This is a genomic window from Pseudonocardia adelaidensis (assembly GCF_039543345.1).
GTDB lineage: Bacteria > Actinomycetota > Actinomycetes > Mycobacteriales > Pseudonocardiaceae > Pseudonocardia > Pseudonocardia adelaidensis.
Map to the genome: position 1 here is coordinate 38,029 of NZ_BAABJO010000025.1, position 25,166 is coordinate 63,194.

Sequence of the window (25,166 nt, forward strand, 5' to 3'; positions counted from 1 at the left end):
TGGAAGGGCGGCTCCACCCGCCAGAACCCGAGCCACACCGCCGCGCCGGAATTGGTCGACCGGGGCTTCCGGGCCACCGCGCCGATCTGCTCTTGGTCGCCGCGCTGCCGTTAGGCGGCGCCGAAGAGTCGGGCGGGCTTGGCCAGGATGCCGGGCAGCTGCTGGCTCGGGCGCTGCAGTTCACCGTGCACGGCGTTGAGCACCGCGATGCCGCCGGTGAGCGCGGGGATCAGCCACTGGCAGACGTTGAGCTGCTGTTGGGCCTTGGCGACCTCGGCCGGCGTGTCGGGCGACGGGTCGGTCCCGCCCTCGACCGGCACATCCCCGGCCTGCTCGAGCTTCTTGCCCAGCGCCCGGCTGTAGGCGGTGACACCGAGCGCGGCCGCGGTCAGCGCGGTTTTCGCGATCGTCGAGGCACCGACACCTCGCTGGGTGGCGACCCGGCCCTTGTTCGCCAGCAACAGGCCGGTGCCCCCGATCAGGTGCACCCCGATCGCGGCCAGGTTCACCGGCGTCCAGCGCGCCCATCCGGCGTTGGCCACGCGCAGCCGCTGCGCGGTGTCGCTGACGTCGGCGGCGGCGCCGTTGATCCCGACCGCGCCGGCGAGCGAGCCCCCGAACCAGGCGGCCAGACCCAGATCGTGCAGGCTACGGATGAACGTGTTGCGCTCGGTCATCTCGACACACCCCTTCGTTGGCGGACGCCCTCGTCAGCGCTACGAGCGGTGACGTACCCGCCGCGCCGGGACGCCACCCACCGGGAAGCTACGGATTCCACCGGGCGACGTGCCCGGAGCGCTCACCGCGACTCGCCGGCGCGTTGCCCGCAAGACGGCGCATGCGGCCGGCGAGCCGCCCGGTGGTCGCGGTCGCAGATATCACCCGCTGCCCGATCCACGCGTGATCGAATCGCCAACATCAGGATCGCCCGTACCGGCATGCGCTGATCACCCAATGCGGTGAGGTGGCTACATGCTGCGATCAATGGTCGGCGAGTGGCCCGATCGGGGTATCCGTGCCAGGCGGCTACGGCCGGAGCTTCTGCTGCACGCGGATCTGGCGCGCTGCGTCGGCGAGCGTCCACAGCGGGCACGGCCAAGACTCCCGCGGCGTCCCGCGGCCCGGGGTCGTGCACTCGACGCACAACCCGGCGGCGTTCGAGCGGTGGTCCGCCATCAACCGCTCAATCACGTCCCACCGCCTCGCCAGCTCCGCGACGAACTCCACCCATGTCCGCTGCGCCACGGTGCGGACGCTACTCCGAAACGGACAACTGAGCCAACACGTCCGAATGGGCAAAACGTACTGAACGTGCTGGCAGGGCCGTTCGTGCTGGTTGGTGCACCTACCGTCGAGGAGTGGACCGCCCGGAGAAGCTGCTCACCACCGCGCAGGCGGCGGAGCACCTCGGCATCTCCCGCGGGACGCTCGCCCGCTACGCGCGCGACGGCCTGTTGAAGCCGACGCTGAAGCTGCCCACGGGGCACCTGCGCTGGAGCCTGGAAGACCTCCGGCGCCAGATGCGCGAGCTACGGGAACAGGGCGGCGAGTAACACTGGTGCCCCCGATTGGCGAGTAAGCGCTTACACGCCGTTGTGCCCACCGCGTGTGTGCGGCCCGCTGCCGAACCCCCTCCTCGCGCAGCGGGCCGCTTCTTGCGCCCTTCCCGCCCCCGCCAATGGAGGGGATTCGAGGGGGAAACGATCTTCGATGATCCACTGGTGACCTGGGAAAGTGGGTCTGACCGGCTGGTACGTGGTGGGCCCCCAGGGGATCGAACCCTGAACCCGCGGATTAAAAGCTCCCGCGAGTCCGTGACGGGCGAGTCCGAGTGATGACGCCCGCGACTGTTGCCCCAGCTCAGCGGCCTGATCGGCTGTCGGCCTGTGACGCCCGGATCCGGGCCTGTCCGGTCCGTTCGCGCACACACCGCGCACACACCGGCCGCGGCCCGCCCTGCTAGGCGAAGGTCCTCATCCTCCCGTCAGACGCCCCCGGGCGGTGCGACCAACACCGGCCCCGGGGACTTGATCAGCTACCAAGGAGCTGACCCATGACCATCCTTCCCGACTCCGCTGTGCCGGCACACCCCGTCCCTGCGGGTGTGGCGCACCCGACCTGGTGCGACCCGCGCCACTGCCACGTCCGCGTCCGCGGCGACGGCCTCGAGCCGGTGCTCGTCCACGAGGGTGACCACTACCGCGACCCGTGGCGTGCCGTCGTGCTCATGCAGGTCGAGATCCTCGACGCCAGCCTGACCCGCGTCCTGGGCACCCGGCAGCCGATGGTGCGCCCGGAGGGCTCGTTCGACGGCACCCCGTTGGAGGCCGACCGGGCCGGCGTCCTCGGCCGCGCGTTGGCCACTGCCGCCGTGGCCGCGGTGGCCGGCGCGCTGCCGCACGCTGTCGTGAGGGGTGGTGCCCGATGAGCTGCAACGACGTTGCCACCGTGGCAACCAGCCGGCCGGTGCCGAGCGGACGCTCGGACACCATGAACGCCGTCACGATCGCCGCCCTCGACGTCGTCCTCGCCGTCGAGAATCAGGTCAACGCGCTGCGCTGGCCGCCGGTGCTCGACGCCCTGCGCTTCGGGGCCACGCTCGACCAGGTCATCGAGGTGATGCTCAACGTCGAGACCACCGAGGAGCTCGCCGCGGGGCTCATCGACTGGTCGGTCGGGCAGGAGATCGCCGGCCGTATGTCCGATGATGAGGTCGACGAGCTGATGGAGCTGGTGCACGCCGCTGGCGGGCCGGCACCGGTGCCCGCCTACGCCACCTTCCGCGCCGAGGCGGTGGCCCGATGACGCTCACGTACGGCGCGCCGCCCGTGCTCGGGGAGCGCTGCGTCCCCGGCTGCATTGACCCGCTGTTCGACCACGACGGGGCGCACTACTGCCACGTCCAGGTCGGCACGGTCGAGCTGTCCCAGAACCGTGACGTCCGCTTCGAGGCCGACGAGGCGCGCGTCGAGGTGTGCCAGGAGCACCGCAGCGACGGCGCCTTGAGGCGCCGGGTGTGGATCGCCCCGTACAACGGCGGGGCGATGGACATGCCGATCGTGCTCACCCGCGCCGAGGCCGCGCAGCTCGTCGGGCTGCTCGTCGAGGCGTTCGCCCTCACCGAGGAAGTGACCCAGTGATCACCGAGCAGACCACCGCCCTGGTCCGCATCCCCGCGGGCGACAGCCGACCGGCTGGTGACCAGTTCTGGCAGGGGTACGTGCCGCAGACGCGCACCTACCTCCGCGGGTGGGACAACCCGGCCGCGCTGGCCGCGTCCCTGTTGGAGGGCACGGCACCGGTCAGCCACCCGGCGTGGTGCAGCCCGTCATCGTGCGACGTCTGGGACGGCGGCATCGTGACCCACGTCGCCGACGACGCCAACCCGTGGACCGTGCAGCAGGTCCGCTGCGACTACTGGGAAGACGGCGCCTGGCATCAGGAGGCGTCGGACGTCGTCCCCCGCTGACGGCCGGGCGGCAGCACGCCGCCCACAGCCGCCCGTGTCCGCCCGCTGGTCAACGGCCAGCGGGCGGACGCATGTTCAGGCCCGGTCGGACCCCAGGGCCGACCGCGGCCGACCGCCCTCTGACCTGCGGGCGGCTGTCTGTCGCCCGGTCCGCCCGGCCGCGCCGCCCGCTCCCCGGTCGGGAACGGGTCGGCAACGGTCGGACGCGGTCCCAGACGCACCCGGAGCGCACCCGCAGGCGGCAGGGACCAGGCGCACCCGACGCGCACGCAGAGCGCGTTTCAGAGGCCGCCGAGGTTGCCGGACACGGGCTGGTCAGCGATGCCGCAGGTGCAGTGTCACCGGCGGCGTAGCGCCTCGTCGGCGCACTCGGCGGTCCAGCAGATCCCGCACGGGCGCGGCCGGCGAGGCCGACTGCCATCAGGCGCACCGGCGGCAATGCCCCCGCCACGGCTCGCGGTGGTTCAACGAGCCGACCGGCCGGGGCACCTAACCTGACCGCGCGCTGGACGCGCGCCGCGAGGGGTCGACCTGGGGAAACACGCTCCGGAGGGCCTCTCAGGGCGAGGCCGGGTCAGGTTTGGCGCATTTCCGCAGGTCAGGAGGCCTATCGACTACCTGACCGGGCCCTGAGCGGCACCTGACCGACCTGAGACGGATTCGCGTTTCCGCAGGTCAACGCGCCGCGGCCGACCTGACTCACGAGTCAGGTTTCACGGGCCCTCGGTCAGGTGCCGGCCGGCCCTTCGCCGCGCCTCACCTCACCCGCCGAGGAGGGCACCGGCGCGTCCCCGCGGGTCAGTTCAGGGGGGTGTCCGCCGGACGGTTCTCGGTGAGGTTCGAGCGCGGTTCGAGCGTTTCCGCTGGTCAACTACCTTATCGATCACCTCACTCCGGGGTGAGGTTCCTTACCGGCCTCGGTGAGGTCGATCCGGCGCCGATCGGCGACCTCAGCTCAGCGACAGCCGACCCCATCGCCCCCCGGATTCCGGCGCTCTGGCCCGGTTGCTGGGTTGGCCGATCTCGCTGATGTTGGACGGGTCTTCGCAGATCAGGCGCATCAGCAGGCAGGGGTCAGCAGCTGCTGATCTATCAGCGGCCCTCGCTGAGGTTCCGGGCCCTCGGTAGGTGAGATGCGCGGCCCGCGCCCTCGACGAGTCCCTGTCCCGGGATCCGGGCTCCGCGCCGGTGGGCTCGTCGTCGCCTACCTGGATGCGTCTACGCAGGTCAGACCGGTAGGCGCACGGGTAGGTGACCGCCTACCTTCCGCGGTGCCCGCCTACCCTCGCGCGCCTCACACGACGACCGGCCTGCGATCGAGCGCACGCACACATCGCGCGCACACACCCACCGTGACCAGGACAGACCGGGCGAACAGCGGACAGTCAATCCGCTCGGCCGCAGCCAGCGATAGCGTCCCGCCAGCTTCGACCGACAGGAGATCGACTGTGATCGTGCTCGTCGACCGCAACGGCCCGCCGACAGCTATGACCTGCCCGGTGTTCCTCTGCGACGCGTGTCTGGAGCCCATTCAGGGTGACCGGCGCGGGATCGTGATCTGGCGGTCAGCGCCTCACGGGCCGGACTTCCGACCGGCCGCCCAGGAGCACGCCCACACCCACAAGGGAGCGTGCAACCGGCGCTACGAGGCCGCTCACCCTGGGGACCGCTGGATGTGGCGCGACCTTGACGAGTTCCTCATGCAGCTCACGAACAACACCGCGGAGCCGTTCGAGGAGGAGCCGAACGTCGAGTACATCGCGCCTGCGCCGTCGACCTGGCGACAGGGCCGGTACAAGCGGCGGCGGACTGCTCAGCTCGACGATGAGCTGCCCTGACGGCAGGCCCTTGCCGCCGCCGGACGCTCCTGCGGGTGACTCAGCCTGATGGCCGACGTCGCGCCCAGCTCGAGCCGATCCTCGCCGCCTGGCCGGAGACGTCCGAGAACTGAACGAGCGCCTCGACGACGAGGACGAGCGGGGCCGCGACTCGACCCGGTGCGGTGATCGTCGGCATGAGGCGCTCGACGTGGGCGTCGTCGTCATCCGGGACCACACCGGCGTCGACGAGGCCGTCGACGAGCGCCTTGAAGGTGGGCACGAGGTTGTCGGCGTCCCGGCGGCAGCGCGTCCGCGGGGTATAGCGCAGCTCGACGCGCACCCGCTCGGCGCGGGGGATGCGCGCGGCCTGGGCCAGCCACCCGGCGGTCTCGCGAACCTCGCGGACGAGCCGGGCTCGGGCCATGTGGTGCATCCGGCCGTTCAGGGACAGCGGCGGCGTCCGCCAGGGCAGCTGCAGCTCGTATCGGTCGCTCACGCGCCCTCAGTTCGTCGTGGTGGGCGGCGGGGGAACGTACGGGCCGAGGGTGCGCCGCTCGACCTGCGCTGCCTTCTCGATGCGCTGCACGAGCGGCAGCAGCTGCTCGACGACGCGCTTGGCGCACCTCTGCGCGATCTCGTCGGCGTCGGTGTGCGGGGCCAGCAGCGGCGCGACGAGCCCGGCCAGCGCGACCAGGTCGACGCCGGGCGGCGGCCGGTCGGGCTCGTCCCCGTTCATCCGGACGTCGCCACCGCAGCGGCGACCGCGGCCCGGTAGGTGCCGATCGCCGCGACCAGGTTGGTGTGCGCGGCGTTGACCGCCTGCTCCGCGGCCGGCAGGTCGAACCCCTGGCCCTGCCGGTCCTGCCGCAGCCCGGACAGCACGCTGTTCGTGGCCTCGTCCGCGTGCCGGACGAGGTTCGTCGCGGGGTCGTTGTTGCTGGGAACGTCGGTGTAAGTGGGCATGATCAGATACCTCCGCTGTACGAGAAGCCGCGGTTAACCGGGTCCGGCATCGACCCTGCGGCCACCGCGCCGAGCGCCTCCGCCGTGGCGCGGGGGTTCTTCTCGGCCGCGTGGAAGATCCGGTCCCGGCTCGGCGGGAGAGTGACCCGGCTGAGGTAGCCGCGAACCGGGTCCACGGGGGTGGCCACTTGCTGTCCTCCCGCCCAGTGGTAGGTGACAGGGCCGGTCTCCACCGGCTCGCCGAGCGCCTTCGCGAGCACGTTCGCCGCGGTGGACAGCCGTTCCTGCTCGGTGGCGGCGGCCCGGATGCGGCGGTGCCGCTCGACGAGATCGACCGCAGCGGCCTTGAGCGCCTCCACGGCGGCTTCCGCGGCCGTGGGGAATCCGTCGGCCGCCTCCTGCGCCTCGCGCGCCTTCTCGGACGCCTGAGCGCGCAGCTGCGCCAGCCTGGCGAGGTCCCGCTCACGCGCGATCGCGGCGTCGATCTGGTCGAGCTGCCCGCGCACCGCCGCGGCGGCCCGCTGGTCGATCTGCAGGGCGTCGACCCGGGCGGCCTTCGCGGTCGCCAGCGCCGGATCGGGCTCCTCCCCCGCGGTCGCCGCGGCGAGCTGCCGGCGCTCGATGTCGGCGATCTCGCCGGTGCGCGTCTCGATGCGCGCGGTGATCTGGTCGAGCCGGCCCTGCACCTCGGCCCGCTCGTCAGTCGTCTTCGTGGTCATGATTCTCCGCTCTGGAATGTGCTCGTCTGGCCGTCGAGGGCGGCGATCGTCACGGCGGCGGCGTTCACCGACGGCCGCCCACCACTGCATTGGCTGTGATCTTGAGCTTGCCCTGTTGGGCGAGGCGGGCGATGAACGTGCCCGCGGCCGAGTCCGCGCCGCCCATGACCTGGATCGTGAGCGCGCCCTGGCCGCCGCGACCGGCCGCCGCACCGGACAGCGCCCCGCTGCGACCGGCGCCGATCGCGCCCGCGGCTGTGCGGCGCATCGCGGCGGTGACCAGGCCGGCGTTCGCGATGATGCCGTCGGCCATACCGGCGGACATCATCGCGCCGACCTCGTTGCGCATCACGATCGACGGCGAGGCGATCCCCAACGTGGACTTGATCGCGTTGAGTGCCTTCTGAGCGAGCGCGGTCGCTGCGGCAACGCACTTGTCGACGGCCGCCTGCAGCCCCTTGGCGAGCCCCTCGCCCATGTCCTCGCCGGCCTGGAAGAACTGCCGGACGCCGTCCTTGAGGGCCTGCCAGGCCTTGTTCACGAAGTCCTTGCAGAGCTGGACCGTCTTCTCGACACCCTCGCTGACGGCCTCCTTGGTGTTGTCCCACCACTCCTGGACGGTGGGACCCCACTCCTTCTGGAGGTTGTCCATCTCCTTCGGGGCGTCGGAAGCGAACTTCTTGACTTCCTTGACGGCGTCGTCGACGCCCTTCTTGACGACCTTGGTGGTGTCGTCCCACCACTTCTTGCAGGTCTTACCCCAGTCGTCGACGAGCTTCTTGATCGCCTTGCCCGGGTCGTCGACGAACTTCTTGACCTCCTTGATTGCCTTGTCGACGCCGCCCTTCACTTCCTTGACGGTGTCGTCCCACCACTTCTTCACGGCCGCGACGGCCTGGTCGATCCCCTTCTTCAGGCCCACGCCGATGGCGACCGCGAACGCACCGACGGCCTTCGCCGCTTCGCCGATCTTGGCCAGGTCGAGGTTCTTGATGAACTCCGAGACGGCCGAGCCGGCGGCCTGGAACACCCTCCCCAGCGGCTCCATCGCCTTGAACAACTTCCCGATCAGCTCGGCGACCTTGCCGAGGATCTGCATCAGGATCGCCAGGTTCTGGAAGACCGTGCCGATGTACGGGGCGGCGTCCTGCAGCGCTTTGCCGAAGCTCTTGATGGCCTCGGCGGCCGGCTTGCCCGCCGACCCGGCAATCTCGATCAGGATGTCGATGATCCCGGCGAGCACCTCCCCGAACGCCGAGATGGCGTCGGCTCCGGCCTCGAACGCCTTCGTGAGCTGCCCGGTCTCCTTCGACTTCTGGATGACCTTGTTCAGGTTCTCGAACACGGACGAGATGGCCTTGCCGATCTCGTCCAGGGCAGGAGCGGCGGCGGCGCCGAACGCGGTGAACGCCTGCGCGAGCGCCTTCGCCCCAGGCGCCAACGACTTGATCATGTTGTCGACGCCGCCGAGGAGCTGGCGGATCTCCTCCATGCCCTGGGCGGAGCGGATCCAGCCGGTGAACTCCTTCACCACACCCGAGATGGAGCGGGCGATGCTGGTGAGCGGGCCGTCCATCGACGAGATCGCCGCGCCCAGCTTCTGGAACTCCTGCGACAGCTCGGACCGGAACACGGATTCGAGCTGCTTCTGCAGCCCGCCCAGGGACGCCTTGAGCCGCTCCCCGGCCTGCTCGATGCCGCGCCAGCCGCCCATGACCACGCCAGCGGCCACACCGAGCCCCTGCAGCGCGGCAGCGGCGGCTAACGCTGCGGCTGAGGTCGCCGCGATGACTGTCGCAACGACCGCGGCGGCGGCGGCCATCGCGTACCCGTTGCCGGCGGCCAGCCTGAGGCCACCCGCCAGGCCGCTGGCACCGCTGGCAGCCCCGCCGCCGAGCGCCTCACCGGCCCTCTTCGCGGCCTGCCCGAGCGCGTCGGTGTCCTTGCCGGACTGCTTCGCGCCGGTGCCGAAGCGGCGCAGACTCTCATTCGCCGAGCGTGCGGCAGCACCGGCCTTGTCGATCTCCTCGCGGTATCTGCTGATCCCGCCGGTGTCGATGTCCCCGGACGCGGCCGCCGTCGCAGCCTTGATCTGCGCGGCCGCCCGGGTAGCCGCCTGCGCGGCTTCGTTCCAGGTCCGGATGAACTGGCTGGCGTCCGCGGTGAGCTTCGCGGTGACCTCTGGCAATGCCACGGGAGCTCACCCCCGTCCGATCGGGAAGTCGCCGAAGTCGCGGGCGTGTTCGGCGTGTAGCTGGGTGCTGACCGCGTCGCCGAGCTCGTGCGCGACGTCGCCCGGGGTCTTCAGGGCGGCGTCGAACACCCGCAGCCGGTGCAGGTCCGCGTCGGGGTAGGCGCGGCGGATCTCCTCGAGCGGATCGGGGACCTGGACCGGCCCGGCTTCGATGCCGAGCTGCCCGGCGAGCGTGTGGGCTTCGCGGGCCCGCTCGTCCATCTCCGCTGTCAGCTGCCGGATGCGCCTGACCCGGCCGCACAGGTCCACCCCGGACGCCTTGAGAGTCGCCAGGGCGGCGTCGACAGCCTCGGTGAGGCCTTCCATCTCGCCCTGCAGCTCACGCCCCTTGGAGGCGATCTCACTGCCGAACTCGGCGAGGGTGTCGGCATCCCGGGCGCGTGCTGCCAACGCGGCCCGCTCGCGGCGCTTCACGCCCCTCTGCCCTTGTAGAGCATGTCGGGCGTCGAGGTCGCGGCACGGTTGATCTTCGGGGCCTCGCGGGTCAACCTGATGCGCGTGCCCGGGTTCGTGAAGTGGGCGCGGGTCGGGCCGTACGCGGCCACGGCCTTCGCAGCGCGCGCCAGGTGCTCGTCGGTGGGCTGCGGGTTGTCCGCCTTCAGCTGCGCCAGGGCGCCGACATAGCCGCCGCCGAGACCCGGCGGGGCCACCGCGAGGCCCTTGTTCAGGACGGCGAGGTCGGCGTCCAGTTGCCGCGGCGTCATCGCCTTCAGCACCTGGTCGGCCTTCGTCAGGTAGCCGTACATGAGGGTGCGGTCATTGCTGGCCGCGAAACCCTTCGCTGTCAGCTCGGCGGCCAGCTCGCAGCGGGCGAGCAGCTCAGCCGGCCGCAGCTCGGCTCTGATCGCTGCCGGGATGCGATCCGCGGTCGCGCGGTGGTGTTCGGGGAGCTTCCACGCCATCGTGAGGCGCCTTCCGTGTGGTCCTCCGCGCTTCCCAGACCGTCACGGACGTCGGATCGATCGCCCACGTCCCTCTACCGTCCACCGCCGCCCCGTCGAGCAGCCCCTGGCGGACCAGTCTTCGAACGTGGCCCGTCGACAACCCGAGGTGCTCCGCAACCTCGCTGGTGCTGGGCCAGCGCGCCGGGCGGGTGCCCGACGCCGCCGACCGTGCGCCGACCACACGCGACGGCACGTCCGAATGTCCGCATCGGGGCCGTGACCTGCCGGGCCGGATGTCCGCATCACGGTCCGCAAGATCGGTCGCGGCCCGCTGCATCCGCTCGATGACCCCGCCGAGCGTCGCCGGGCGCACCCCGTTCTGCCGCGCCTGCCGCTGCGCCTCCCGGCTGACCGCTTGCAGCGTGACGAGCAGCTCGGCCGGCGTGAACACGAACGGCACGACATCCAGGTCGCGCACCCGCTGCACGGTCACCGGAGGCCCGCCGACCCGCGGATTACGTATCCGCTCCCCCGCCTGTCCTCGCAGGTCAGACCGGGTGTGTGATGGGTGTGTGCGCACACGGTGCAGCTCATGACGCCGCCCGCGGCCGCCGGCCGTACCGGCGATCCACCCGCAGCCGCGGCTCGTCCTCGGCGCGGAGACCGGGCGGCCACTCGTCGATGTCGAACGGCGGCAGCACGCCGCCCGCGATCCACGGCCGCGCCTCTCGCGCCAGCCTGCGCGGGTCCTCTCCAAGCTGTTCGGCCGCGAACACGATCCGGGCCGCCAGCCACGCGAGCCGCTCACGTTCGAGCCTCGCCTGCGCAGCCCTGAACTGCCGCCGCAGCGAGTCCTCGGCGAGCCGGACCGCAGCTGCACGACGGACGGCCGGCGAGGAGCCCCCGTGCGAGGTGCAGACGAAGCCCCCGCTGATGGACCAACCCCCGCACGGCTCCCCGTCGGTGCGCTTCGCGTGGCACCGGTGCCGCCACCTACGCCGGCTCACGCGACCCACCTGAACGGGGACGGTTCCATGGGTCCTGGCAACGGGCGCTCGTCCATGAGGTGCACGTCTGCGAGGAGGGTGTCGAGGTCGATCGGCTCGGCCGTGGGGAGCGGTTCGCGATGCTCGGCGTCGAGTCGACGGCGGGCTCTGGTGATGAGGGCGTCGGCGAGCGTGTAGGGGTCGACGTCGTGGCGGCCGATGGCGTCGATGACGGCGGCGTGTCGGCGGTGGAGGTCGGCGGCGGTGTCGTCGCGTTCGTTGTGGCCGAGGACGCCGTGGGGGTCGAGGTGGCGGGCGAACCAGGCGGCGCCGGTGTATGCGGGCCCAGTGCGGGCGTTCACCGGCGCCGCCGTTCGTGCAGGACCTGTGCGGCCCATACGCCGCTCGTGCCGGGCGGGAGGTCGCCGAGGAGCGCAGCGCAGGCGGGGAGCGCGTCGCAGCGCTGGCAGAGGGCGATGGCGCGGGCGTGGCGGGCGTCGCGCTGGGTGGTGGTCTCGCGCGGGAGCTCGGCATCGAAGTCCGGTGCGCGGCCGGCGCAGGCTGGGCGGGTGGGGAGCCGGGGCCCGACCATGGCCTCGAGCAGCTCGCCGAGGCGGCGCTCGCGGACGATCGTGTGGGCGCGCGGTGTGCGGACCGGTTCGCCGCGGATCACGGCATGTAGTCCGGGGCGGTGACGGCGTAGCCGCACGTCCACACGGCTCCGCAGCGCGGGCACCGGTAGGCGCCCTTGAGCCACCCGCGGGCGTCGACCACGGCGGCGATGGGTGGCGGCGCCGGGGTGTCGTCCGCGGCCCGGCATGCGCGGCTCTGGCACATGTCGGCGTAGGGCAGGGCGGCGGCCAGGTCGACGAGGGCGTCGAGCCACTCGGCCTGGCTGATCTCGACGCCGGCGCGCTGCATGGCGTGGACGAGCTTGTCGATCGCGTCGGACGCGGCGAGGTATTCGGGGAGCTGGGCGAGCCGGGTGTTGTCGAAGGTGCGGATCCCGGTCGGGTTGCTGTCGCCGACGCGGCGGGCGGTGGTCTTGCGGGCTCGGTTGGTGCTCATGCGTGGCTCCGCTCTGCACGGTTGGCGACACCGCTGGCGAGGTGGCTGCGCAGTTCGCCTGCATCCTCCCGATCGGTGAACAGGTGCACGAGCAAGCGGTCGTCGCCGCTGGCCACGCCGGCGGTGACGCCGATGCCGGCGCAGTCGGCGAGCACGGCCTTGTAGGTGCCGGGCTGGTCGGGGTCCGATGCCCATCCGATGACGAGGCACCAGCCGGGGAACGCCTCGCCGTGGATGTCTTCGATGACGGCCCACATCGGGTAGGGCTGCGGGACGTAGTGCTCGGTCATGTGGGGGCTCCTTGCGATTGGAGGGTTCACGATGTGTGATCGCCAGTCGGTCTTACCCGTCGGTTTCGAGGGGGTGCCGGGGTAAACCGACGGAACCGACGAGACCGACGGAACCGACGGGCCGCAGGTCAGAGCGGATGCCGTCGGTTCCGTCGGTTCCGTCGGTTCAGCCGGTTCCGTCGGTTCGGACGCCCATGCGCCCCCATACCGGCAGGAGATGTGACCGAAAGTAGCCGCGGGCCGAGTCCCCTTGACGGTCACTGTGGATCTTGTAGTGGCCCGCGAGCATTCGCCCGAGCCGCTGAGCCGTCAGCGCCTTCCCGAACGGCGACGACGTTCCCCATCGGTCCGGGTGGCCCGCGACGAGGGCGGCAAGGAGATCCTCTGTCGGCCAGAACTCACCCGCCGGCCACCGTGCGGCGAGGTCGCGCAGCAGGGTCACATGGATCGGGACGCGTTCCATGCCGTCAGCGCGGTCAGCGCGCGCCGCTTCGAGGTCGGCCACGATGAGCCGGTCGGCAACGGCAGGCCACCGGCCCCCAGCGGCTTCGGCCACCCGCCGCAGCGGCCCCCACCGTTCGCGAGCACGGCCGACGCACCCTTCCGGCAGCGGCGGCCGCGCGCTACGGACCTGCTTCCGCACGCCGTTGGCCCACTCGGCCAGGCGCTTCCCGAGCTTCACGGCGTCGTCTTCGATGTCCTCCCACTCGGACGGCGTCACGCGGCCTTCGAGGTCGGGCAGGAGCAGGACCCGGATGACGCGAGTCTTCGTGTCGTCCGGCAGCGCAGGGTTGTTGCCTGCCAGGGCGACCGGCGCGAACGTCGACATCTCCTTTAGGGCCCACTGCCCGCCTTTCCCAGGGACGAGCACGGGGCGCTTGCCCCCGCGCTTGTAGCCGCTGTTGAGGATCGCGATCAGGTCACCGACGCCGTCCTTCTTCGGGTCGAGGGTGCGGTCCGCCTCGTCGATGAGCAGGGTGCGGGGGCCCTTCTCCAAGGCCCTGACCAGCAGCGCCGGGGAGCTGATCGCGGCCATGTTCAGGGGGTGCCTGCACAGCCGTTCGAAGTGCTCCAGGACGGTCGTCTTGCCGGACCCGGGTATCGGGGAGTCGATCTGCAGCCGCGGGGTCGAATAGGTCTCTTCGCACAGGTAGGTGTGCGCGGCCCATAGCGTCAGGATGTCGAGGTCGTCATCTCGCATGGTCAGGACGTAGATCGCGAACCATGCTCGGACCTCATCGAGGACGCCCATCCCGTACGCGGGCCGGTGCTCGCATGGTGCTCGCAGCTGGCACACCGGGCAGGGCTCGACGGTCACGCCGCCACCTCCGGCATTGCGCGCTGGCCACGGTGGTCTCCCGGCTTCGGCTTGATCCACTGGTCCCGGTCGCCGGTCGGCGGGTATCGGCGCTTCGCCAGCTCGCAGTACTCGGGGAGGGCGTTAGGCCGGTGGTACCGGCCGTCCGGGAAGGGGTAGTCGGCGACGAGTGGCACGCCGTCGCGGCTGTCGCCGATCGTGATGCCGAGGCGCGCTGCCGCGACGAGCGGGTGGTCCCGCGGCAGGGTCGACAGCAGCACGCCGAGCGCGACGGCCGGCACGGTGTCCGGGTCGAGCGCGATCCGCGCCGCGGGCTTGGGGAGCGTCATGGGCTTTCCTCTGGCCATTGGGGCAGGTGCGCGACGAGCGCGCGGTATCGGCGGGTGGACCGCAGCGCCTCTGTCTGGCGCTGCGAGGGGATGCCTGCGGGGAAGCCACATGCGGCCTCGAGGTGCAGCAGGGCGGCGATGAGGTCCGCGTACTCGGAGCCGACAGGCGCCTCGACGACCCGTAGGGTGGGGGCCTCAGCTTCTTCGCGGCAGCTGGTCTTGGTGGTGGGGCGGCGGTGGCACGCCGCCCTTCCCCACCGGTTCGGCGGGCTCATCCCGCCTCCAACTGCGGTGGCTCATCGGCGTCGACGCCGAGGAAGCGACGGAGGTCGGCGGTCGGCACGCGGTACGCGTTCCCGAGGCGCAGGACCCGCGTGGGCCACGTTCCGGCTCGCACCATCTCGTGCGCCTTGGTTCGACCGATGCCCAAGGCGCGGCCTGCCGTGACCAAGTCGACCGCGACCGGCAGCGCGAGCAGCTCGTCTCGCGTCATTGCCGGCATCACGCGCTCGCCTTCTGCGCGGCGTCGGCGACCTCCTGCAGCTGCACCAAGGCGCGGTAGAAGCGCAGCGCGTTGTCACCGCGGGGCGAGCTCTCCCCCCGTTCCCAGCGGTAGACGGTCTGTCGATCGGTGCTGGCGAGCTCGGCGACCTCGGCGAGCGTGAGGCCGGCAACCTCCCGGATCTTCCGGGCGTGGCCGTTGCGGCACCACTGCCGGACCGTGCTCGTCGCGGCGATCTCGGCTGTTCGATCACTGAGGGACATGGGCTGAGCGCTCCCGTCGAATGAGCCAGTTAGTGGACAACTTCGAAGTTGACTTCCTGACTATATCGATGGCACGCTCATGTCACCACCCCGTCACTAGCTCCACTTTGTGGACGTAAGGAGCCAGCAACGATGTCGACACCGTCCTGTCTTCGACTCGGTACGGTGCTGCGCGTGCCAGCAACCCCGAAGCTCGCGATCGCCGACCTCCGCGCCGAGCCAGTCGACGAGCACCCGGGGTGGGTGCGCCTCGCCGGGACGCGCACGGCGCTGCCCGCGCGGTTCGAAGTGCAGGTTCTGCTCGACGATCCGGAGTGCGGGGTGCTGCTCGAGGTGAGCATCGATACCGACACCAACACGCCGGTCGTCGACGCCATGACCGTGGTCCGGACGGGCGATCGTCAGAGGTTCGGCCCACCGATCACGGGCGCCATGACGCGGCGGATCGCCGTAGACACCCTTCTGCGGCGGGGGGTCGACCAGCTGGCAGAGCCGATCGTGGCGGTGCGCCGCGATGGCATGGTCGGCGTGTTCCAGCTCCAGCGCGACGCCGATGCTGGCGAGAGCATCGCCTACGGCGGGCGGCCGGCTCAGGCCCCGTCACGGCGTCAGGCACCACGTCAGGCGATCACGGACGACTTCCTGCAGCGGGTTGCGTCGGTGTACCGATCCGCGGACCGCGCTCCGACGCAGGCGGTAGCTGACCAGCTGCACGTGTCCCGGTCCCACGCGGGCCGGCTCGTCGCACAGGCCCGCGCCGCTGGGCACCTCGGCACCACGACACGAGGGAAGGCCGGCGAGCAGCGATGAGCCGCGGCGGCATCTCGAAGCGGTGCGGCTGCACCGAGGTCGTCGACGGCAAGCGCCGGCAGCTCGGCGCGCGCTGCCCGAAGCTGCGCCGCTCCGACGGCTCGTGGAACCCGCGACACGGCACCTGGGCGTTCACGACGACCGTGCGCGGCAAGGGCGGCAAGCCTGAGCCGATCCGCCGGTCGGGGTTCGCCTCGCAGACCGAGGCTCAGCGGGAGCTCGACAAGATCCGTGACAAGGCCCGCCGCGGAGTCGTCGTCACCGACGTGACGGTCGGGGCGTACCTCGAGGAGTGGCTCGGCACGAAGAGCGACATCGCGGCCGGCACTGTCCGGTCCTACGCCGCCCACATCCGGAACTACCACGCCCCGCACCTCGGGCACCTCCGCATGGACGACCTGCGGGTCGCGCACGTCGCCGAGATGCTCGCCGAGGTGCCCTTCTCCGACGCGACCCGCCAGCGCGTGCGGGCGACGCTGCGCTCGGCGCTGAACGACGCGATCCGCGAGGGCCTGCTCATGGTCAACCCCGCCGCGCTCGTGAAGCTCCCGGCCGGGAAGCGGCCGAAGGCGCTCGTGTGGACCGCCGAGCGGGTACAGCGGTGGCGCCAGGCGAACGAGCTGCTCGCCGCCTGCGAGCCGGACGCGCCGGAGCGGGAACAGCTCGAGCTGGCCGCGCAGCCACCGTCGCCGGTCATGGTGTGGACGCCGGCGCAGCTCGGCCAGTTCCTCGACGCCGCGCACGACGATCGGCTGTACGCGATGTGGCACTTGATCGCGCACCGTGGCCTGCGCCGCGGCGAGGCGTGTGGGGTCGAGTGGTCGGACGTCGACCTCACGGCTGGCACGGTTGCTGTCCGCCGCCAGCTCGTGCAGCTCGGCTGGGAGGTCGCCGAGACGAGGCCGAAGTCGGAGGCCGGGGAGCGCACGGTGGCGCTCGACGCCGGCACGGTGGCGGCGCTGCAGGCGCACCGGAAGCGGCAGATGGAGGACCGGCTCGCGTGGGGGCCCGCGTGGGTCGAGACCGGCAAGGTGTTCGTGCGCGAGAACGGCGAGACGCTGCACCCGGCCCGCGTGACGGACTGGTTCCACGCGATCGCGGAGGCGGCCGGCCTGCCTCCGATCCGGCTGCACGACCTCCGGCACGGCGCGGCGTCCCTGATGCTCGCGGCCGGCGTCGACATGAAGGTTGTTCAGGAGACCCTGGGGCACTCGTCGAGTGCGATCACCTCCGACACCTACACGAGCGTGTACCCGAAGGTTGCCGCGGCGGCTGCGGAGGCCGCAGCGGCGCTCGTGCCGAGGCAGGCCACCGGGACGGGAATGCACACACCGCGCACATACCCCGCATCCGCGGGTCAGACCAGGACAGGAAACGCCTGGTCAGAGGGTGGGCCCCCAGGGGATCGAACCCTGAACCCGCGGATTAAAAGTCCGCTGCTCTGCCGATTGAGCTAGAGGCCCGTGGCACCCCAGAGTAGCCGCACCGGATGACCGCCCCGGAGATCACCACGACCCGCACACGACCGCGGCGCCGGGAGCGTCCACGTCCTGCCGGCGCGCTCGCACCGGGACGACGGGGCCGAGTGGCACGCCCGCGGTGCACGGGCAGCGCGCGCGTGCTGCTCGCCCCGAGCATGCCGCCATCGGCCTAATGGTCAGCACGCACAGCAGTCGGGCTCCAACCTGCGGATACCTCGCGTGGAGTAACGCAGGGTCAGTGTTCGCGACGTTACGCAACCACCCATCCTGGGGATTATGCGACCCCGTCACCTGCTCCCCGGTGTGCTCGGTGCCCTGCTCGCGGCCGGTTGCGCCACCCCGGACACCGTCGTCCAAACGGCGGCCTCCACCACTCCTGTGCACACCATCCAGGTGAGTGAGACGTTCCAGAGTGGCACCGGCCCGGCCATCACCTACGACGAGGGACTGGTGCCCGCGGGGGCGCGTGGTGCGGTGCAGTCCCGGTCAGGGGAGGGCACGACCACCGTGATGCTGGCCGTCCGCGGCCTCGAGCGGAACCGCGTTTACGGGGCGCACGTGACCATGCAGCCGTGCGGCGCCGCGCCCGACGACGCCGGTTCGAACTTCCAGTACTCCGCCGACCCGGTCCAGCCCAGCGTCGACCCGACGTTCGCCAACCCGCAGAACGAGATCTGGCTCGACGTCACCACCGACGACACCGGCGCCGGCAGCACCGAGTCGACGGTGGCGTGGACCTTCCCGGACGACCGGCGCCCCGAGTCCGTCGTCCTGCACTCCGGCCAGACCTCCTCCGAGCCCGGCGACGCAGGCGGTCGCGTCGCCTGCATCTCCGTCGACTTCTGACGTCGGGGACAATGGGGCCCTGTGAGTGCCCCGACCGCCGTCCGCCCCCTGCGCATCGGATCGTTCGTGTCCGAGACGCCGGTGGTGCTCGCCCCCATGGCCGGCATCACCAACGCCGGCTTCCGGCGCCTCTGCCGTGAGCAGGGCGCAGGCTTCTACGTCTGCGAGATGATCACCTCGCGCGGGATCGTCGAGAAGAACCCGCTGACGTTCCGGAAGATCGAGTTCGACCCGGAGGAGCATCCGCGGTCGATGCAGCTCTACGGGGTCGACCCCGCCGCGATGGGGCTGGCCGTTCGCATGATCGTCGAACGGGACCTCGCCGACCACATCGACATGAACTTCGGCTGCCCCGTTCCCAAGGTCACGCGCCGGGGCGGCGGAGCGGCACTGCCGTACAAGCGCCGGCTGTTCGAGCGGATCGTGCGCGCCGCGGTCGAGAACGCCGGGCCGGTGCCGGTCACCGTGAAGATGCGCATCGGCATCGACGACGAGCGCCACACCTACCTCGACGCCGCGCGCCGGGCCGCGGACGCCGGCGTGGCCGCCGTCGCCCTCCACGCGCGCACCGCGGCGCAGCGCTACTCGGGCACCGCCGACTGGTCGGCGATCGCCCGGCTCCGCGACGCCATGCCAGCGGAGCTGCCGGTGCTCGGCAACGGCGACATCTTCAGCGCCGCGGACGCGCTCGAGATGGTCACGCGCACCGGCTGCGACGGCGTCGTCGTCGGGCGCGGATGCCTCGGCAGGCCGTGGCTCTTCGGCGACCTGGAGGCCGCGTTCGCCGGACGCCCGCTGCCGGAACCGCCCGATCTGGGGCACGTGGCCGCCACCATGCGGCGGCACGCCGTGCTCCTCATGGAGCACATGGGCGACCACAAGGGCATCCGCGACATGCGCAAGCACATCGCCTGGTACCTCAAGGGCTTCCCCGTCGGTTCCGAGCTGCGCCGCCGCCTCGGCCTGGTGAGCAGCCTCGACGAGCTGGACGAGCTGCTGGCCGAGCTCGACCCCGACATCCCCTTCCCCGCCGACGCCGACGGCCCCCGCGGCCGTCAGGGCTCACCGGGGCGCGTGGTATTGCCGGAGCACTGGCTGGACGACCCGGACGACCCCACGGTCCCCCTGGGCGCTGAGCTGGAGCACTCGGGCGGCTGAGCGATCCGACGGGTTGCGGGCCTCAAGGACCCACGCCTCGCCGTCGACACAACTGGCATGACGATGCTGGACGCGCCCAGGCGGGAGCACGTTCCGTCCACGCCCGGACCGGCAGGCGCGGCGTGGCACACCGCGGCCGCGGAGGAACTCGCCGCCGCCGGCCGCTGGGAGCAGGCCTACCAGCACCTGCGCACCGCCGTTGGGCTGCTGAACGGGCGGTCCGGGGTCGACGAGCTCGATCGGCTGCGCCGCGAGCACGCCGAGGCCCGGGAGCAGAGCCGCCGCGACAGCCTCACCGCCACCTACAACCGCCGCTACCTCGACGAGCGGCTCGTCGCGCTGGTGGGCCAGCCGGGCGGCATCGGGGCGGGCGGGATCGCGGTCGCGCTGCTGGACGTCGACCACTTCAAGCAGATCAACGACACCTACGGCCATCCCTTCGGGGACCGCGTGCTGCAGCGCCTCGTCGCCGTGGTCGACTCGAGCCTGCCCGAGGACGCGTTCTGCGCCCGCTACGGGGGCGAGGAGTTCGCGATCGTCATGCCCGGTTACGACCGCCACGAGGCGGTGCGGGTCTGCGAGACCGTGCGGGAACGGGTCGACGGCCACCTGTGGCAGGAACTCGCCCCCGGCCTCCGCGTGACCGTCAGCATCGGGGTCGCCCACGGGTTCGGGCCGGTGACCGGCCCCGACGGTCTGGTCGGTTCGGCGGACAGGCTGCTGTACGCGGCGAAGCACTCCGGGCGCAACGCCGTGGCGTTCCACGACGCCCACACCGGGCACGCGCGGCTCGCCGGACCGGCGGGCGGCCGCCGGTCGATCCCGTAGCCACCGGTCGTCGCACCCCACTGCGATCAGGGCACCCCCGCTCCGTAAGCTCGAATCGAGACGTTGAGGGGCGGGCTCGGGCGGTCGTTGCCCGTGCCCGCCCGCCTTCTGTTGGTGTCGAGGAGGTGGGCGTGGAGGACGGTCCGTACCGTGCTCGGCGCCCCACCGAGGGGCGCAGGCGCGCCCCGGAGGATCCGCAGGACGTCCTCGCCCGGCACGGCCTGCTCGGTTCCGGCCTCGAGGCGCCGCCACCCGGCAGCCGCGCCGCCCGGCGACGGGCGGCCGAACGGGAGGCGTTCCCCGTCGGCGACAGCGGCCGGCATGGCGTCGCGCCGTCCGAGCGGCACGGCACGCCGCCGGAGGACGGTCCGCGCAGCGGACGCCGGTACCCGGCCGACGAGCCCGCCCCCGAGCCGAACGGGTTCCACTCCGGCCGGTCGCGCAGCCATGGCCGGAACGGGTACGCGGCCGCGGACGAGGTCCCGCCTGCCCGCGGCGGGGGCCACAGGCGAGCGCCGGATCCGTTCGACGCCCCACCACCGACCGACTCCGGGGCCACCGGCGGCCGTCGTCGGCTCGCCGACGACCTCGACGAACCCGCCACCCCGCCCCGACGCCGCCGGGCCGAACCCGTCGAGCCCCCACCGCGCAACGGCCGCCGCCACCTCGACCCGTTCGACGCTCCCGCCGAGGTCCGTCGGCAGCGCCCGCCGGAGCCGCCCGACCCCGTCGCGCCGCTCCGTCGCCGGCACACCGAGCACCCGGACGTTCCGCCCGCGGCACCCCGTGGCCGGAGCGAACGCTCCCGCCCGGCAGCCGTCGACCTCCCACCGGACGGTCCGGCCCGCCGCCACCGCCCGGACCCCGCCGACGAGCCGGCCGTGCCGGCGAACGGCCACCGGCGTCCCGCCGACCCGGCCGCCACCACCGCCCTTCAGCCGGCGGGAGCCCGCCGCAGGCGCGCCGACGATCCCGACGTCCGCCGTCCCGATGCCGGTGCGCCCGCCACCACGGCCATCCCCACCGGCGGACGCTCTCGCCGGCGCCGCCTCGACCCGCCCGCAGCGGACGTCGGCGCCGCCACCACCGCGCTCCCCGCGGCGCCCGCCCGCCGCGGCAGCGAGCCAGCCGGCCCGCCGACCACCGCCCTGCCCGGCACCCGTCGCCGCCCCGCAGGCCCGCCGGACGACGTCCCGCCGCGGAGCACCCCCACCCGCCCGGCCGCGGACACGTCCGCCACGACGGCCCTTCCCGTCGACGGCGGGCGCAGGCCCCGTACCGACGCGCCCGAGCCTCCGGCCACCACGGCCCTGCGCACGCCGCGCAGCCGCGACGGCGCGCCGAGCCCCGAGGCGCCGGTCGCGGTCTCCAAGACCGCGGCGGACGGCAACGACACCCGCCTGTCCGATCGCAACCTCGAATCGCGCACGCGCGCGATGCGCATCGACGAGACGCTCACGCGGCTGACCGCCGCCCATGCCGGCCTGACCCTCGCCGTGACGGACCGTCCCGCGGTGGAGCCGAGCGCGCCGCCGCCGCGGCGTGGGGCGGCCGCCACCGCGGGGCGCCTGCTCGCCGGGGCGCTGGCGCTCGTGGTGCTCGCGGCCACGGCGTTCGGCTGGGGCACCAAGACCTGGCTCGGCTCGGCCGTCCGCGACGCCGCGGCGCTGGATCCGACCTCGAGCGCCGTCGTCGACGCCGCCGCCCAGGCCGGCGACGAGAACGTGCTGGTGGTGGCGAAGGCACCGGCCCCATCGGACCCCGCCGAGCCGCGTGCCGACACGGTCGCCGTCGCGCACGTCCCGGACGGCGGCGGACCGGTCACCGTGCTCGCGTTCCCCGTCGACCTGGAGATCAACCGCCCGCCCTGCGAGACCTGGGACGCCGCCACGGCCACGTACCGGGACGAGCCCGTGCAGGCGGAGGCCCGCACCCAGCTCGCGAGCGCCCTCGATCTCGGCGGCCCGCGCTGCGTCACCCGCGTGGTGCAGCAGCTCAGCGGGCTCGCGATCACCAAGTACGTCGGCATCGACCTCGCCGCCGTACCGGCGCTCACCGACGCGGTGGGCGGTGCCGACGTCTGCGTGCCGCGGCCGGTGCTCGACGGGGTGCTCGGCCCGGTCGTGCCGGACCCGGGCCCGAACCGGCTGGCGGGCGTGCGCGTCGCCGACTTCGTGCAGGCCGGCAACGTGGAGGGCGAGCCCTCCCCGGAGTACGGGCGCATCGAACGCCAGCAGGCCGTGCTCGCCGCTGTGCTCGACTCGGCGGTGTCGGGCACCGCGCTGCTCGACGTCGGGCGGCTCATGGCGCTGCGCCCGTCGCTCTCGAACGCCGTGCTCACCGACGGGGCCGGGATCGACCAGGTGCTCGCGCTCGCGCTGACGCTGCGCCGCCTCGACGCCGACGGCGTGCAGTACGCGGCGGTGCCCACCGGTGAACACAACAGCCGCGGCAATGCGGTGCTGCGCGACACGGACGCGGCGGCCCTGTTCTCGGCCGTGCGCGGCGACCAGCCGCTGCCCGCCGCCGCCACCGACCCCGGCGCCGGGACGGCCGGGCCCAGCCCGAGCGAGGTCACGGTGGATGTCGTCAACGCCTCCGCTCGCTCCGGGCTCGCAGGGGAGGTGAGCGAGACGTTGAGCTCGCTCGGCTTCGACGTGGGCGAGCCCGAGAGCGCCGAGCAGCCCACCTCCGAGACCGTGATCCGGTTCTCCCCCGACCAGGCGGCCGCCGCCGAGGTGCTGCGCGCCACGGTGCCGTCGGCCACCCAGGTGCCCGACCCGGGCAGCACCGGGGTGCTGCAGCTGGTGCTCGGCCGGTCGTTCGACGACGTGGTCCGGGCCCCGTCGGAACCGATCGCGTTGACCGCCCCCACCGGAGAGGCACCTGCGGAACCCGCCGTCACCTGCACGTGAGCTATCCCGACGTTCACCCCGGGTTCACCCGCCTGCGCGGCCGTCCGCCCGTTTCGGCACTACCCTTGGGGGATGCGTGACGTCTACCAGGAGCAGCTCGACGAACTGGCGGGAGCCCTGGCGTGCATGTGCACCCAGGTGGCCGACGCGATGCGCAAGGCCACACGGGCGCTGCTGGAGGTCGACCTGCAGCTGGCCGAGGAGGTGATCTCCGAGGACGTCCGCGTCGACGAGATCCGCGCCTCGGCCGAGGAGAAGGCGTTCGCGCTGCTCGCGCTGCAGGCACCGGTGGCCACCGACCTGCGGATCGTGGTGTCCGCCATCCACGGCGCGGGCGACATCGAGCGCATGGGTGACCTCGCGCTCCACGTCGCCCAGGCCGCCCGCCGCCGGCACCCCCACCCGGTGCTGCCCGCGGAGGTCGCACCGTACTTCGCCGAGATGGGCAAGGTCGGCGTGGAGCTCGCGCTGAAGGCGGGCAACGTCATCCGCACCCGCGACCTCGCCCGTGCCGCGGAGCTCGAGAAGGACGACGACGCCATGGACGACCTGCACCGGCACATGTTCACGGTGCTGATGGACCGCAACTGGAGCCACGGCGTCGGCCCGGCCGTCGACATCACGCTGCTGGCCCGCTTCTACGAGCGCTACGCCGACCACGCCGTGGCCGTCGCGCGGCGGATCGTGTACGTCGTCACCGGCCAGATGCCGGGACCGCTCACCGTCTAGTGCCACCGCACCCGGTTCACCCGTCGTTCATCCGGCCGCTGCTGCCGACTCATAGGCTCTCGCCGTGCCTCCCCCGCCGCTGCCCCAACAGCTGGTCGAGCTGTCCGAGCTGATCGGCCGGATGTGCACGGCCGCGGCCGGTGCGCTGAACCGCGCCACCGCCGCGCTGCTCGAGTCGCGGGAACGGCTGGCCGTCCAGGTCGTCGCGGGCGACGAGGTGATCGACCTGCTCCGCGCGCAGGTGGAGGAGCTCGCGGGTGACGCGCTGCTGTTCCACAGCCCCGTCGCGGGCGACCTGCGGGCGGTCGTCTCCGCGATCCGCACGGCGGGCGACGTCGAGCGGATGGGCGACCTGGCGCTGCACGTCGCCGAGGTCGTGCGGATGCGCCACCCGGAACCGGCGCTGCCCCCGGAGGTGCGGCCGGCGTTCGCCGAGATGGGGAAGGTCGCCGTGCATCTGGCGCTGAAGGCCGCCGAGGTCGCGCGCACCCGCAACGTGGTGCTGGCCGCCGAGCTGGACACCGACGACGACGCCATGGACGTGCTGCACCGCGAGATGATGGAGGTGCTCATGGACGAGCGCTGGCCGCACGGGGTCCGCACGGCCGTCGACGTCACACTGCTGGCGCGCTACTACGAGCGCTTCGCCGACCATGCGGTGGTCGTGGCCCGCGAGACGGTGTACGCCGTGACGGGCCAGGAGCCCGACGCCCTCCCGATCTGACCCGTGAGCGGGTTCTGATCAGCCGAAACGGCCGGAGACGTAGTCCTCGGTGGCCTTCTCCGTGGGCTGGGAGAAGATCGTCTTGGTCTCGTCCATCTCCACGAGCTTGCCGGGCTTGCCGGTGCCCTCGATGTTGAAGAACCCGGTGTAGTCGCTCACCCGCGCGGCCTGCTGCATGTTGTGGGTGACGATGACGATCGTGTAGTCCATCTTGAGCTCGTTGATCAGGTCCTCGATCGCCAGCGTGGAGATGGGGTCGAGGGCCGAGCACGGCTCGTCCATCAGCAGCACGTCGGGCTGCACGGCGATGGCCCGCGCGATGCAGAGGCGCTGCTGCTGCCCGCCGGAGAGTCCCGAGCCGGGCTTGTCGAGCCGGTCCTTGACCTCGTTCCAGAGGTTCGCGCCGCGCAGCGACTGCTCGACGAGCTGGTCGGTGGCGTCCTTCCTCAGCTTCCTGTTGTTCAGGCGCATCCCCGCGATCACGTTGTCGTAGATCGACATCGTGGGGAACGGGTTGGGCCGCTGGAAGACCATCCCGATCTGGCGGCGGACGCCCACCGGGTCGATGCCCGGCGCGTACAGGTCCTGGCCGTCGAGTTCGAGCGTGCCCTCGACCCGCGCGCCCGGGATGACCTCGTGCATGCGGTTGATCGCCCGCAGGTAGGTCGACTTCCCGCACCCCGACGGCCCGATCAGCGCCGTGACCGTCTTCGGCCGGATCATCATGTTGACGCCCTCGACCGCGCGGAACGAGCCGTAGTAGATGTTCAGGTCCTTGGCTTCGATCGCCTTGCCCATGGTGTGTGTCCT

At 72.4% G+C, this 25,166-nt stretch carries 34 protein-coding genes, 1 tRNA gene and 1 pseudogene; 14 read left to right on the forward strand and 22 right to left on the reverse strand.

Annotated elements, in window-relative coordinates; all coding sequences use genetic code 11:
* Window positions 1-110: 110 nt before the first annotated feature.
* Window positions 111-677: a hypothetical protein gene (locus tag ABEA81_RS28285; protein ID WP_345608930.1), complete on the reverse strand. Its 567-nt coding sequence runs from the start codon at window positions 675-677 to the stop codon at window positions 111-113.
* A 349-nt stretch (window positions 678-1,026) separates the two neighbouring features.
* The gene (locus ABEA81_RS28290; protein ID WP_345608932.1) at window positions 1,027-1,245 is read right to left on the reverse strand and encodes a hypothetical protein; all 219 of its coding nucleotides are present in this window, start codon (window positions 1,243-1,245) and stop codon (window positions 1,027-1,029) included.
* A gap of 113 nt (window positions 1,246-1,358) precedes the next feature.
* Between ABEA81_RS28290 and ABEA81_RS28295 the strand changes: the two genes are divergently transcribed.
* The 6 genes from ABEA81_RS28295 (at window position 1,359) to ABEA81_RS28320 (ending at window position 5,307) form a co-directional block, all read left to right on the forward strand.
* Window positions 1,359-1,553, forward strand: a complete 195-nt coding sequence (locus ABEA81_RS28295; RefSeq protein WP_345608934.1) for a helix-turn-helix domain-containing protein — start codon at window positions 1,359-1,361, stop codon at window positions 1,551-1,553.
* A gap of 500 nt (window positions 1,554-2,053) precedes the next feature.
* Window positions 2,054-2,428 (forward strand): hypothetical protein, encoded by a 375-nt coding sequence (locus ABEA81_RS28300; RefSeq protein WP_345608936.1) that lies wholly within the window; start codon window positions 2,054-2,056, stop codon window positions 2,426-2,428.
* 62 nt (window positions 2,429-2,490) lie between these two features.
* The gene (locus ABEA81_RS28305) at window positions 2,491-2,805 is read left to right on the forward strand and encodes a hypothetical protein (protein WP_345608938.1); all 315 of its coding nucleotides are present in this window, start codon (window positions 2,491-2,493) and stop codon (window positions 2,803-2,805) included.
* Window positions 2,802-3,140 (forward strand): hypothetical protein, encoded by a 339-nt coding sequence (locus ABEA81_RS28310; RefSeq protein WP_345608939.1) that lies wholly within the window; start codon window positions 2,802-2,804, stop codon window positions 3,138-3,140. Before ABEA81_RS28305 ends, ABEA81_RS28310 begins: the two co-directional genes overlap by 4 nt.
* Window positions 3,137-3,469, forward strand: coding sequence for a hypothetical protein (locus tag ABEA81_RS28315; RefSeq protein ID WP_345608941.1), 333 nt, complete (start codon window positions 3,137-3,139; stop codon window positions 3,467-3,469). The genes ABEA81_RS28310 and ABEA81_RS28315 overlap by 4 nt, the downstream gene beginning before the upstream one ends.
* A gap of 1,673 nt (window positions 3,470-5,142) precedes the next feature.
* Window positions 5,143-5,307, forward strand: a complete 165-nt coding sequence (locus tag ABEA81_RS28320) for a hypothetical protein (RefSeq protein WP_345608943.1) — start codon at window positions 5,143-5,145, stop codon at window positions 5,305-5,307.
* Between the two features lie 40 nt (window positions 5,308-5,347).
* Here the strand turns inward: ABEA81_RS28320 and ABEA81_RS28325 are convergent, their stop codons facing one another.
* The 17 genes from ABEA81_RS28325 to ABEA81_RS28405 all read right to left on the reverse strand — a co-directional run bounded on the left by ABEA81_RS28325 (window position 5,348) and on the right by ABEA81_RS28405 (window position 14,865).
* Entirely contained in the window at window positions 5,348-5,785 is a 438-nt protein-coding gene (locus tag ABEA81_RS28325) for a RusA family crossover junction endodeoxyribonuclease (protein ID WP_345608945.1), read from the reverse strand.
* Window positions 5,786-5,791: 6 nt separating this feature from the next.
* Entirely contained in the window at window positions 5,792-6,025 is a 234-nt protein-coding gene (locus ABEA81_RS28330; RefSeq protein ID WP_345608947.1) for a hypothetical protein, read from the reverse strand.
* Window positions 6,022-6,252, reverse strand: a complete 231-nt coding sequence (locus ABEA81_RS28335; protein WP_345608949.1) for a hypothetical protein — start codon at window positions 6,250-6,252, stop codon at window positions 6,022-6,024. The genes ABEA81_RS28330 and ABEA81_RS28335 overlap by 4 nt, the downstream gene beginning before the upstream one ends.
* Before the next feature lie 2 nt (window positions 6,253-6,254).
* Window positions 6,255-6,971, reverse strand: a complete 717-nt coding sequence (locus ABEA81_RS28340) for a hypothetical protein (protein ID WP_345608951.1) — start codon at window positions 6,969-6,971, stop codon at window positions 6,255-6,257.
* 64 nt (window positions 6,972-7,035) lie between these two features.
* Window positions 7,036-9,165 carry a phage tail family protein gene (locus tag ABEA81_RS28345; RefSeq protein WP_345608953.1) on the reverse strand — a complete coding sequence of 710 codons (2,130 nt, stop codon included), beginning with the start codon at window positions 9,163-9,165 and terminating at the stop codon, window positions 7,036-7,038.
* Window positions 9,166-9,171: 6 nt separating this feature from the next.
* Window positions 9,172-9,639 (reverse strand): hypothetical protein, encoded by a 468-nt coding sequence (locus ABEA81_RS28350; protein ID WP_345608955.1) that lies wholly within the window; start codon window positions 9,637-9,639, stop codon window positions 9,172-9,174.
* Complete coding sequence (locus tag ABEA81_RS28355; protein WP_345608957.1) at window positions 9,636-9,971, reverse strand: hypothetical protein; 336 nt, start codon at window positions 9,969-9,971, stop codon at window positions 9,636-9,638. The genes ABEA81_RS28350 and ABEA81_RS28355 overlap by 4 nt, the downstream gene beginning before the upstream one ends.
* Before the next feature lie 73 nt (window positions 9,972-10,044).
* A complete protein-coding gene (locus ABEA81_RS28360; protein WP_345608959.1) occupies window positions 10,045-10,587 on the reverse strand; it encodes a helix-turn-helix domain-containing protein in 543 nt (180 codons plus the stop codon).
* 112 nt (window positions 10,588-10,699) lie between these two features.
* Window positions 10,700-11,116, reverse strand: coding sequence for a hypothetical protein (locus tag ABEA81_RS28365; protein WP_345608961.1), 417 nt, complete (start codon window positions 11,114-11,116; stop codon window positions 10,700-10,702).
* Window positions 11,113-11,457: a hypothetical protein gene (locus ABEA81_RS28370; protein ID WP_345608963.1), complete on the reverse strand. Its 345-nt coding sequence runs from the start codon at window positions 11,455-11,457 to the stop codon at window positions 11,113-11,115. Before ABEA81_RS28370 ends, ABEA81_RS28365 begins: the two co-directional genes overlap by 4 nt.
* Window positions 11,454-11,768, reverse strand: a complete 315-nt coding sequence (locus ABEA81_RS28375; RefSeq protein ID WP_345608965.1) for a hypothetical protein — start codon at window positions 11,766-11,768, stop codon at window positions 11,454-11,456. Before ABEA81_RS28375 ends, ABEA81_RS28370 begins: the two co-directional genes overlap by 4 nt.
* Entirely contained in the window at window positions 11,765-12,163 is a 399-nt protein-coding gene (locus tag ABEA81_RS28380; protein WP_345608967.1) for a hypothetical protein, read from the reverse strand. The genes ABEA81_RS28375 and ABEA81_RS28380 overlap by 4 nt, the downstream gene beginning before the upstream one ends.
* Window positions 12,160-12,453 carry a hypothetical protein gene (locus ABEA81_RS28385; protein ID WP_345608968.1) on the reverse strand — a complete coding sequence of 98 codons (294 nt, stop codon included), beginning with the start codon at window positions 12,451-12,453 and terminating at the stop codon, window positions 12,160-12,162. Before ABEA81_RS28385 ends, ABEA81_RS28380 begins: the two co-directional genes overlap by 4 nt.
* Before the next feature lie 166 nt (window positions 12,454-12,619).
* On the reverse strand, window positions 12,620-13,771 hold the full coding sequence (locus ABEA81_RS28390) for a DUF3631 domain-containing protein (RefSeq protein ID WP_345608969.1): 1,152 nt from the start codon (window positions 13,769-13,771) through the stop codon (window positions 12,620-12,622).
* A complete protein-coding gene (locus tag ABEA81_RS28395) occupies window positions 13,768-14,100 on the reverse strand; it encodes a hypothetical protein (RefSeq protein WP_345608970.1) in 333 nt (110 codons plus the stop codon). Before ABEA81_RS28395 ends, ABEA81_RS28390 begins: the two co-directional genes overlap by 4 nt.
* Window positions 14,101-14,371: 271 nt before the next feature.
* Window positions 14,372-14,593: a DNA-binding protein gene (locus tag ABEA81_RS28400; protein ID WP_345608972.1), complete on the reverse strand. Its 222-nt coding sequence runs from the start codon at window positions 14,591-14,593 to the stop codon at window positions 14,372-14,374.
* An 8-nt stretch (window positions 14,594-14,601) separates the two neighbouring features.
* A complete protein-coding gene (locus ABEA81_RS28405; protein WP_345608974.1) occupies window positions 14,602-14,865 on the reverse strand; it encodes a helix-turn-helix transcriptional regulator in 264 nt (87 codons plus the stop codon).
* Between the two features lie 243 nt (window positions 14,866-15,108).
* Between ABEA81_RS28405 and ABEA81_RS28410 the strand changes: the two genes are divergently transcribed.
* On the forward strand, window positions 15,109-15,675 hold the full coding sequence (locus ABEA81_RS28410; RefSeq protein ID WP_345608976.1) for a hypothetical protein: 567 nt from the start codon (window positions 15,109-15,111) through the stop codon (window positions 15,673-15,675).
* A gap of 358 nt (window positions 15,676-16,033) precedes the next feature.
* Here the strand turns inward: ABEA81_RS28410 and ABEA81_RS28415 are convergent, their stop codons facing one another.
* Window positions 16,034-16,372, reverse strand: coding sequence for a hypothetical protein (locus tag ABEA81_RS28415; RefSeq protein ID WP_345608978.1), 339 nt, complete (start codon window positions 16,370-16,372; stop codon window positions 16,034-16,036).
* On the opposite strand from ABEA81_RS28415, the pseudogene ABEA81_RS28420 reads away from it, so the two are divergent.
* Window positions 16,371-16,916: pseudogene (locus tag ABEA81_RS28420) on the forward strand (site-specific integrase); the annotation flags it as partial. The gene ABEA81_RS28415 and the pseudogene ABEA81_RS28420 sit on opposite strands and share 2 nt — an antisense overlap.
* A 149-nt stretch (window positions 16,917-17,065) precedes the next feature.
* On the opposite strand, the gene ABEA81_RS28425 reads toward ABEA81_RS28420, so the two are convergent.
* A tRNA-Lys gene (locus tag ABEA81_RS28425) sits at window positions 17,066-17,138 on the reverse strand.
* 294 nt (window positions 17,139-17,432) lie between these two features.
* On the opposite strand from ABEA81_RS28425, the gene ABEA81_RS28430 reads away from it, so the two are divergent.
* The 6 genes from ABEA81_RS28430 to phoU (ABEA81_RS28455) all read left to right on the forward strand — a co-directional run bounded on the left by ABEA81_RS28430 (window position 17,433) and on the right by phoU (ABEA81_RS28455) (window position 24,356).
* Window positions 17,433-18,002 carry a superoxide dismutase gene (locus ABEA81_RS28430; RefSeq protein ID WP_345608980.1) on the forward strand — a complete coding sequence of 190 codons (570 nt, stop codon included), beginning with the start codon at window positions 17,433-17,435 and terminating at the stop codon, window positions 18,000-18,002.
* Between the two features lie 21 nt (window positions 18,003-18,023).
* Entirely contained in the window at window positions 18,024-19,160 is a 1,137-nt protein-coding gene (gene dusB, locus ABEA81_RS28435; protein WP_345608982.1) for a tRNA dihydrouridine synthase DusB, read from the forward strand.
* Window positions 19,161-19,217: 57 nt separating this feature from the next.
* A complete protein-coding gene (locus ABEA81_RS28440; RefSeq protein ID WP_345608984.1) occupies window positions 19,218-19,988 on the forward strand; it encodes a GGDEF domain-containing protein in 771 nt (256 codons plus the stop codon).
* 131 nt (window positions 19,989-20,119) lie between these two features.
* Window positions 20,120-22,903 (forward strand): LCP family glycopolymer transferase, encoded by a 2,784-nt coding sequence (locus ABEA81_RS28445; RefSeq protein ID WP_345608986.1) that lies wholly within the window; start codon window positions 20,120-20,122, stop codon window positions 22,901-22,903.
* Between the two features lie 72 nt (window positions 22,904-22,975).
* On the forward strand, window positions 22,976-23,632 hold the full coding sequence (gene phoU, locus ABEA81_RS28450) for a phosphate signaling complex protein PhoU (protein WP_345608988.1): 657 nt from the start codon (window positions 22,976-22,978) through the stop codon (window positions 23,630-23,632).
* Between the two features lie 64 nt (window positions 23,633-23,696).
* Complete coding sequence (gene phoU / locus ABEA81_RS28455) at window positions 23,697-24,356, forward strand: phosphate signaling complex protein PhoU (protein WP_345608990.1); 660 nt, start codon at window positions 23,697-23,699, stop codon at window positions 24,354-24,356.
* 18 nt (window positions 24,357-24,374) lie between these two features.
* On the opposite strand, the gene pstB is transcribed toward phoU (ABEA81_RS28455), so the two are convergent.
* Window positions 24,375-25,154 (reverse strand): phosphate ABC transporter ATP-binding protein PstB, encoded by a 780-nt coding sequence (gene pstB, locus ABEA81_RS28460; protein WP_345608992.1) that lies wholly within the window; start codon window positions 25,152-25,154, stop codon window positions 24,375-24,377.
* Window positions 25,155-25,166 lie beyond the last annotated feature (12 nt).

Excerpts from the sequence above, each read along its gene's own strand:
- ABEA81_RS28395 (WP_345608970.1), bottom strand. The coding sequence starts at position 14,100 with ATGACGCTCCCCAAGCCCGCGGCGCGGATCGCGCTCGACCCGGACACC.
- ABEA81_RS28330 (WP_345608947.1), bottom strand. The coding sequence starts at position 6,025 with ATGAACGGGGACGAGCCCGACCGGCCGCCGCCCGGCGTCGACCTGGTC.
- ABEA81_RS28310 (WP_345608939.1), top strand. The coding sequence starts at position 2,802 with ATGACGCTCACGTACGGCGCGCCGCCCGTGCTCGGGGAGCGCTGCGTC.
- pstB (WP_345608992.1), bottom strand. The coding sequence starts at position 25,154 with ATGGGCAAGGCGATCGAAGCCAAGGACCTGAACATCTACTACGGCTCG.
- ABEA81_RS28355 (WP_345608957.1), bottom strand. The coding sequence starts at position 9,971 with ATGTACGGCTACCTGACGAAGGCCGACCAGGTGCTGAAGGCGATGACG.
- ABEA81_RS28430 (WP_345608980.1), top strand. The coding sequence starts at position 17,433 with ATGCGACCCCGTCACCTGCTCCCCGGTGTGCTCGGTGCCCTGCTCGCG.
- ABEA81_RS28300 (WP_345608936.1), top strand. The coding sequence starts at position 2,054 with ATGACCATCCTTCCCGACTCCGCTGTGCCGGCACACCCCGTCCCTGCG.
- ABEA81_RS28385 (WP_345608968.1), bottom strand. The coding sequence starts at position 12,453 with ATGACCGAGCACTACGTCCCGCAGCCCTACCCGATGTGGGCCGTCATC.
- ABEA81_RS28320 (WP_345608943.1), top strand. The coding sequence starts at position 5,143 with ATGTGGCGCGACCTTGACGAGTTCCTCATGCAGCTCACGAACAACACC.
- ABEA81_RS28335 (WP_345608949.1), bottom strand. The coding sequence starts at position 6,252 with ATGCCCACTTACACCGACGTTCCCAGCAACAACGACCCCGCGACGAAC.
- ABEA81_RS28400 (WP_345608972.1), bottom strand. The coding sequence starts at position 14,593 with ATGACGCGAGACGAGCTGCTCGCGCTGCCGGTCGCGGTCGACTTGGTC.
- ABEA81_RS28405 (WP_345608974.1), bottom strand. The coding sequence starts at position 14,865 with ATGTCCCTCAGTGATCGAACAGCCGAGATCGCCGCGACGAGCACGGTC.
- ABEA81_RS28415 (WP_345608978.1), bottom strand. The coding sequence starts at position 16,372 with ATGACCGGCGACGGTGGCTGCGCGGCCAGCTCGAGCTGTTCCCGCTCC.
- ABEA81_RS28440 (WP_345608984.1), top strand. The coding sequence starts at position 19,218 with ATGACGATGCTGGACGCGCCCAGGCGGGAGCACGTTCCGTCCACGCCC.
- phoU (WP_345608988.1), top strand. The coding sequence starts at position 22,976 with ATGCGTGACGTCTACCAGGAGCAGCTCGACGAACTGGCGGGAGCCCTG.
- ABEA81_RS28285 (WP_345608930.1), bottom strand. The coding sequence starts at position 677 with ATGACCGAGCGCAACACGTTCATCCGTAGCCTGCACGATCTGGGTCTG.
- ABEA81_RS28380 (WP_345608967.1), bottom strand. The coding sequence starts at position 12,163 with ATGAGCACCAACCGAGCCCGCAAGACCACCGCCCGCCGCGTCGGCGAC.
- ABEA81_RS28340 (WP_345608951.1), bottom strand. The coding sequence starts at position 6,971 with ATGACCACGAAGACGACTGACGAGCGGGCCGAGGTGCAGGGCCGGCTC.
- ABEA81_RS28305 (WP_345608938.1), top strand. The coding sequence starts at position 2,491 with ATGAACGCCGTCACGATCGCCGCCCTCGACGTCGTCCTCGCCGTCGAG.